Origin of the sequence: Agrobacterium sp. LAD9, assembly GCF_003031125.1 — a bacterium.
Lineage (GTDB): Bacteria > Pseudomonadota > Alphaproteobacteria > Rhizobiales > Rhizobiaceae > Agrobacterium > Agrobacterium radiobacter.
Genome location: NZ_PHGS01000024.1, coordinates 1 through 7415, shown reverse-complemented (window position 1 = coordinate 7415; position 7415 = coordinate 1). Strand labels below are relative to the sequence as shown.

8 protein-coding genes are annotated in these 7415 nt (G+C 61.1%); 3 read left to right on the top strand and 5 right to left on the bottom strand.

Annotation, left to right across the window (positions count from 1 at the left end; translation table 11 throughout):
* From DA915_RS21550 to DA915_RS21530, 5 genes are all read right to left on the bottom strand, one after another.
* Positions 1 to 317 (bottom strand): biotin/lipoyl-containing protein (locus tag DA915_RS21550; RefSeq protein ID WP_305765033.1); only part of this gene is annotated, 317 nt, incomplete at its 3' end.
* Positions 318 to 319: 2 nt separating this feature from the next.
* Positions 320 to 1333 carry an alpha-ketoacid dehydrogenase subunit beta gene (locus tag DA915_RS21545; protein ID WP_065695100.1) on the bottom strand — a complete coding sequence of 338 codons (1014 nt, stop codon included), beginning with the start codon at positions 1331 to 1333 and terminating at the stop codon, positions 320 to 322.
* Positions 1334 to 1336: 3 nt separating this feature from the next.
* On the bottom strand, positions 1337 to 2575 hold the full coding sequence (locus DA915_RS21540; RefSeq protein ID WP_060724886.1) for a 3-methyl-2-oxobutanoate dehydrogenase (2-methylpropanoyl-transferring) subunit alpha: 1239 nt from the start codon (positions 2573 to 2575) through the stop codon (positions 1337 to 1339).
* Positions 2576 to 2619: 44 nt separating this feature from the next.
* Positions 2620 to 3747, bottom strand: a complete 1128-nt coding sequence (locus DA915_RS21535) for an acyl-CoA dehydrogenase family protein (protein WP_107677266.1) — start codon at positions 3745 to 3747, stop codon at positions 2620 to 2622.
* Positions 3748 to 3759: 12 nt separating this feature from the next.
* A complete protein-coding gene (locus tag DA915_RS21530) occupies positions 3760 to 4875 on the bottom strand; it encodes an acetyl-CoA C-acyltransferase (RefSeq protein WP_244600779.1) in 1116 nt (371 codons plus the stop codon).
* Positions 4876 to 5104: 229 nt separating this feature from the next.
* On the opposite strand from DA915_RS21530, the gene DA915_RS21525 reads away from it, so the two are divergent.
* The 3 genes from DA915_RS21525 to DA915_RS21515 all read left to right on the top strand — a co-directional run.
* A complete protein-coding gene (locus tag DA915_RS21525; protein ID WP_003500312.1) occupies positions 5105 to 5578 on the top strand; it encodes an Lrp/AsnC family transcriptional regulator in 474 nt (157 codons plus the stop codon).
* Between the two features lie 80 nt (positions 5579 to 5658).
* On the top strand, positions 5659 to 6831 hold the full coding sequence (locus tag DA915_RS21520; protein WP_107677264.1) for an isovaleryl-CoA dehydrogenase: 1173 nt from the start codon (positions 5659 to 5661) through the stop codon (positions 6829 to 6831).
* An 8-nt stretch (positions 6832 to 6839) separates the two neighbouring features.
* On the top strand, positions 6840 to 7415 hold a 576-nt coding region (locus DA915_RS21515; RefSeq protein WP_305765032.1), incomplete at its 3' end, for a carboxyl transferase domain-containing protein.

Here is a 7415-nt window from a genome sequence, read left to right as displayed (position 1 = left end):
ATGTCGGCAGGCGCTTCCGTTATCCGGGCGGGCGCTTCCGTTTCCGGCACGCTGCCATTGGGCGCGACGGCAGCGACATCGGTTTCAATGCGCAGGAGCGGCGCCTTCACCGGCACGGTGTTTCCAACCGTCACGGCAAGCCAGGTGACCACGCCCGCCACGGGTGAGGGGATTTCAACCGTCGCCTTGTCCGTCATCACCGCGGCCAGCACCATGTCCTCATGGACGAGATCACCCGGTTTGACGTTCCATTCCACCAGTTCGGCTTCCGCCACACCTTCACCGACATCAGGCATAGTGAGAACAAATTCCGCCATAATCAGGCCTCCATGACTTCGACGAGGGCTCGCCCGACGCGGGCAGGTCCCGGAAAATAGTCCCATTCCTGCGCATGGGGATAAGGCGTATCCCAGCCGGCGACGCGGACGACGGGGGCCTCCAGATGATAAAAACAATGTTCCTGCACCAGCGACACGACTTCCGCCCCGAAGCCGGAGGTCAGCGTCGCCTCATGCACCATGACGCAGCGGCCGGTCTTCGAAACCGATTTCACGATGGTATCGAGATCGAGCGGCAAGAGGCTGCGAAGGTCGATAATCTCGGCATCCACACCCGTCTCTTCCGCCGCCGCCAGCGCCACATGCACCATGGTGCCATAAGCGATGACGGTGACACCATTTCCGGGGCGGCGGATTTCGGCCTTGCCGATGGGAATGGTGTAGTGACCTTCCGGCACCTCGCCCATCTCGTGTTTGGACCAGGGCGTTACCGGCCGGTCATGGTGCCCGTCGAAGGGGCCGTTATAAAGCCGCTTCGGCTCCAGAAACATCACGGGGTCGGGATCTTCGATGGATGCGATCAGCAGCCCCTTGGCATCATAAGGATTGGAAGGGACCACCACCTTCAGCCCGCAGACATGGGTGAAGAGGGCTTCCGGGCTCTGGCTGTGCGTCTGCCCGCCAAAAATCCCGCCGCCGGTGGGCATGCGGAGAACGATCGGGCAGGTGAAATCGCCATTGGAGCGATACCGGATACGCGCCGCTTCCTGGGTGATCTGGTCATAGGCGGGATACATATAATCGGCGAACTGGATTTCGACGCAAGGCCGCAGACCATAAGCGGCCATGCCGATCGCCGTGCCGACAATGCCGGATTCGCTGATCGGCGCGTCGAAACAGCGCGTCTTGCCGTATTTTCCCTGCAGCCCCTGCGTGGCGCGGAAGACGCCGCCGAAATAGCCCACATCCTCACCGAAAACCACGACATCGTCGCTGCGCTCCATGGAGACATCCATGGCGCTGCGGACGGCTTCGATCATCGTCATTCTTGTCATGTCTCACCACCCTGCCTTCTGGCGCTGGCGGGCGAGATGCGGCGGCATCTCGGCGTAGACGCCTTCGAAAATATCCTTTTTCGGCGGTTTTCCACCCTCATGCAGCGTACCGTGGCTTTCCGCCTCGCGCTGGGCTTCCAGCACCTCATCGGCGATTTCCGCCTCCGCCTGCCGGTGCCGTTCGTCCGACCAGACGCCGCGCAGGACGAGATGTTTCTTGAGCCTCAGAACCGGGTCACCCAGAGGCCACGCCTCGGACTCCGTCTTGGGGCGATAAGCGCTCGGATCATCGGAGGTGGAATGGGCGCCGACACGATAGGTGACATATTCGATCAGCGTCGGACCGAGGTTGCGGCGCGCCCGTTCCACGGCCCAGCGCGCCACGGCATAAACGGCGAGATAATCATTGCCATCGACCCGGAGTGCGGGAATGCCGAAACCCAGCCCGCGCGCCGCAAAGGTGCCAGAACCGCCGCGCGCAATGCCCTGAAAGGTGGAAATCGCCCATTGGTTATTGACGATGTTGAGGATGACCGGGGCCTTATAGGTGGAGGCAAAGACCATTGCCGAGTGAAAATCCGACTCCGCCGTCGAACCGTCGCCGATCCAGGCGGCCGCGATTTTCGTATCGCCCTTGATGGCCGACGCCATCGCCCAGCCGACCGCCTGCACATATTGTGTGGCAAGATTGCCGGACACGGTGAAGAAGCCGTGTTCCTTTGAGGAATAGAGAACCGGCAATTGCCGCCCGTGCAGCGGGTCGAGCTCGTTGGAGTAAATCTGGTTCATCATGGTGACGAGCGGATAGTCATCGGCGATCAGCAGGCCTGCCTGCCGGTAAGTCGGGAAATTCATGTCGCCTTTGGAAAGCGCCTTGCGGAAGGCGCAACTGACAGCCTCTTCGCCCAGATGCTGCATGTAGAACGACGTCTTGCCCTGCCGCTGCGCCATCAGCATGCGCGCATCGAAAGCCCGCAGCCGCATCATGTTTTTGAGGCCCACCAGCAATTCCTCGTCCGAGAGAAGCCCGGCCCACGGCCCGACGGCCTCACCCTGATGATTGAGGACACGGATGATCGAATAGGCGAGATCGCGCATGCTTTCAGGGGCAGCATCCACCTCCGGGCGTGGCACGGAGCCGGCCTTGGGTATTTTCACATTGGAGAAATCCGGCTGGTCGCCGGGTCGCACCGCAGGTTCGGGAACATGCAGGCTGAGATGTGGCGTTTCGGTTATATCCATTCGACTCCTCCCGTCGCAGTCTCCTCCAGACCGCGAAACAACTCTCAAAGGTTCCTCGCGATCACCATCCGCTGGACATCGCTCGTCCCCTCGTAAATCTGGCAGATGCGCACATCGCGATAGATCCGCTCCACCGGATAATCCGCCATATAGCCGTAACCGCCGTGAATCTGGATGGCGTCCGAGCAGACACGCTCGGCCATTTCGGAGGCGAAAAGCTTGGCCATCGAAGCTTCCGAAAGACAGGGTTCCCCCGCCTCCTTCAGCGCCGCCGCATGCAGCACCAGTTGCCGCGCCGCCGTTATGCGCGTCGCCATATCCGCAAGCCGAAACGCCACCGCCTGATGCTCGATGATAGCCTGTCCGAAAGCCTTGCGTTCGCGGGCATAATCCCGCGCCGCCTCGAAAGCGGCCTGCGCCATGCCGACCGCCTGCGCGGCGATACCGATGCGGCCGCCTTCCAGATTGGCGAGCGCGATGCGATACCCCTGCCCCTCTTCACCGAGCCGCAATTCGGCTGGGACCGCCATGTCGGTGAAGGCGATCTGGCAGGTATCGGACGAATGCAGGCCGAGTTTTTCCTCGACCCTTATGACCTCGTAACCCGGCGTATCGGTCGGCACGATGAAGGCGCTGATGCCCTTCTTGCCCACCGCTGCGTCGGTGACGGCAAAAACGATAACGACATCGCCATTCTTGCCTGACGTGATGAACTGTTTCGCGCCATCCAGAATATAACGGTCGCCATCCCGCCGGGCGCGGGTCTTAAGATTGGAAGCGTCGGAACCTGCCTGCGGCTCTGTCAATGCAAAACCGCCGATCCATCCGCCGGAGGCGAGCTTGGGCAGGAAACGCTGCTTCTGCTCTTCCGTGCCGAATTTCAGGATCGGCACGCAGCCGACCGAATTGTGAACGCTCATGATGGTGGAACAGGCGCCGTCACCGGCAGCGATCTCCTCCAGCGCCAAGGCATAGGCCACGGCACCGGTTTCCGACCCGCCATAGTCTTCAGAGACCAGCATTCCGAGAAAGCCGAGTTCGCCCATCTCTTTCAGCTCATCTTTCGGGAACCGGCTTTCCCGGTCGCGCGCGGCGGCACCGGGGGCGAGCCGCTCGCGGGCGAAATCGCGGGCCATGTCCCTGATCTGCTGCTGGGCTTCGTTCAGGATCATCGCCGCCTCCCCTCAGTGTAGTTCAACCGCGAGCGCCGTCGCTTCGCCGCCGCCGATGCAGACGGCGGCAACGCCGCGCTTCAACCCGTGACGCTGCAAGGCCGCAAGCAGGGTGACGACGATGCGTGCACCGGAAGCCCCGATGGGATGGCCGAGCGCACAGGCACCGCCATGCACATTCACCTTCTCATGCGGCAGATTGAGATCGCGCATCGCCGCCATAGCCACCACGGCAAAGGCCTCGTTGATTTCGAACAGATCGACATCCTTCGCCGCCCATCCGGTTTTTTCGAACAGCTTTTTCATCGCGCCGATGGGAGCCGTCGGAAATTTTGCAGGCGCATCCGCATGGGAGGTCTGGCCGATGATCGTTGCCAGAGGTGAAAGACACCGCCTTTCCGCTTCCGATCTGCGCATGAGAACAAGAGCGGCCGCGCCATCCGAAATGGAGCTGGAATTGGCCGCCGTCACCGTTCCACCATCGCGAAAGGCGGGCTTCAGTTGCGGGATTTTTTCCGGGCGGGCCTTCCCCGGCTGCTCGTCTACGGCAACATCGCCGACAGAAGTGATTTCCGCCTCGAAAGCCCCTTCCGCGATAGCGCGTCGGGCGCGTTCCAATGATGCCAACGCGTAATCATCCTGCATGGCGCGCGTGAACTGATAATCTTGCGCGCAATCTTCCGCGAAGGTGCCCATCAGCCGGCCCTTGTCATAGGCGTCTTCAAGGCCGTCGAGAAACATGTGATCGGTGAGCTTGCCGTGGCCGAGACGATAACCATTGCGGGCGCGGTCCAGCAAATAGGGCGCGTTGCTCATGCTCTCCATACCACCCGCAAGCACGACGGAAGAGCTTCCCGCCGCAAGCTGGTCATGCGCCAGCATGATCGCCTTCATGCCTGATCCGCACATTTTATTGATTGTTGTAGCCCCAATCGAATTTGGAATGCCGGCGGCAATCGCCGCCTGCCTCGCTGGAGCCTGCCCCTGCCCGGCCGTAAGCACGCAGCCCATCAGCACATCGTCGATCTCAGAGGATGGAATTGCAGCCCGTTCGATGGCCGCACGGATCGCCGCCGCTCCAAGATCGGACGCAGCCACCGATTTGAATTCGCCCTGGAACCCACCCATAGCAGTACGGGCGGCCCCGACGATAACGACAGGGTCATGCGCAGCCAAATTCACCTCCCTTGGCCATCCTCCCACTTGAGAGAACGACCCGCCGCAATCTCCTCCAGACCGCGACTGACGTGAACGCTATCACTATCTCGAATTCATTTCAAAGCTATTTTGATTGACAGTTTTTTGATTGACGATATCTTTGATCCAACAATTAGTCATATCATAGAGCAAATGATCCATGATTGAGCTCGACAGTTTCGACCAGAAGATTCTCCATGTGCTCGGCGATGACGGGCGGGTGAGCTGGCGCGATCTGGCGGCCCGGATCGGCCTTTCCTTCACGCCGACGCTGCGCCGTGTCCGCAAGCTGGAAGAGGAAGGCATCATTCGCGGTTACACCGCCGTCTTCGATGAGAACCGCCTGCTCGGCAACATGGGCGTCTTCATTTCCGTCACGCTGGAACGGCAGATCAAGGAAGCATTGACGACCTTCGAACACCACGTCGCCTCCATTCCGGAAGTGGTGGGCGGCTACCAGACGAGTGGCAGTTCCGATTATCTCATTCACGCCATGGTGCGGGATTTGCCGCATTATCAGCAGCTTCTGGATTTCCTGACCACGGTTCCCGGCGTGTCGCGCATCCAGTCCAATTTCGCCATCAAGACATTCGTGCGCCGTTCCGCCGCCTTCACCGGAGGTGACGCGCCATAAATGAGAGTTGCCAGCACGGAGGAGGTGCTGGTCGCTGACGAGAGGGCGGTCGCAAACGGCCGTCCGGAGGAGGAGACGCGATGAGTTTGAACCTCGCCGCCATTTTCGATGCCGATCTCGGCCCGGAAATCGCAGCGCTGCGCGACAGCGCAAGAGCATTCGCCGACGATAAAATAGCCCCGCTCGCCGCCGAGATCGATCGCGACGACCAGTTTCCGCGCAAGCTCTGGCCGCAGATGGGCGAACTTGGCCTGCACGGCATCACCGTTTCGGAGGAATTCGGCGGTGCTGACATGGGCTATCTCGCCCATTGCGTGGCGATGGAGGAGATAAGCCGGGCTTCCGCTTCCATCGGCCTTTCCTATGGCGCGCATTCCAACCTCTGCATCAACCAGATTCATCGCTGGGGAACGGAAGATCAGAAGCGCAGATATCTGCCGAAGCTGGTTTCCGGCGAGCATGTCGGTTCGCTTGCCATGAGCGAAACGGAAGCCGGGTCAGATGTCGTCTCGATGCGGTTGAAGGCGGAGCACAAGGGTGACCATTATGTGCTGAACGGCACGAAGATGTGGATCACCAATGGCCACGAGGCGGATACGCTGGTGGTTTATGCCAAGACGGACATGTCCGCCGGCCCGCGCGGCATCACGGCCTTTCTGATCGAGAAAGGCTTCAAGGGGTTTCGCCCCGCACAAAAACTCGACAAGCTCGGCATGCGCGGCTCGCCAACCTCCGAACTGATTTTCGAGGATTGCGAGGTGCCGGAGGAAAATATCCTCGGGCGTCTCAACGACGGCGTGACGGTGCTGATGAGCGGGCTGGATTACGAGCGCGCCGTGCTGGCCGCAGGCCCCGTCGGCATCATGCAGGCGGCCATCGATCTGGTGCTGCCCTATGCGCGCGAGCGCAAGCAATTCGGCAAGCCGATCGGCGAATTCCAGCTGGTGCAGGGAAAGCTCGCCGATATCTATTCGGCCATGAACGCCTCCCGCGCCTATGTCTATGCCGTGGCACGCGCCTGCGACAATGGCCGCATCACGCGGCAGGATGCGGCAGGCGCGATCCTTTTTGCTGCCGAGCGGGCGACGCAGGTGGCGCTGGATGCGATCCAGCTTCTCGGCGGTTCCGGCTACGTCAATGAAAGCCCGGCCGGACGGCTGCTGCGCGACGCCAAGCTTTATGAAATCGGCGCGGGCACCAGCGAAATCCGCCGGATGCTGATCGGCCGCGAACTGGTCAAAGGCAACGGGTGAGGAACGCGATGAAGCTTACATCCAGTCTGAACCGCGATCCCACCTTCACCGCCAATACCACGTTCATGTCTGGCCTGGTGGACGACCTGAGGCAGCACGTCGAAAAAATCACGCGGGGTGGCGGCGACAAGGCCCGCGAACGGCATCTGTCCCGTGGCAAATTGCTGGCGCGCGACCGGATCGAAGCGCTTCTCGATCCCGGCAGCCCGTTTCTTGAATTCTCGCAATTCGCCGCTTACGAAGTCTATGACGAACCCGTTCCCGCCGCCGGGATCGTCACCGGCATCGGCCGGGTGTCGGGCCGTGAATGCGTCATCGTCGCCAATGATGCGACGGTGAAGGGCGGCACCTATTATCCGCTGACGGTCAAGAAACATCTGCGCGCGCAGGAAATCGCCACTGAGAACCGCCTGCCCTGCATCTATCTGGTGGATTCCGGCGGTGCGAACCTTCCAAATCAGGACGAGGTGTTTCCCGACCGCGATCATTTCGGCCGCATCTTTTACAATCAGGCCAATATGTCGGCGGAGGGCATCGCGCAGATCGCCGTGGTGATGGGCAGCTGCACGGCTGGCGGGGCCTAT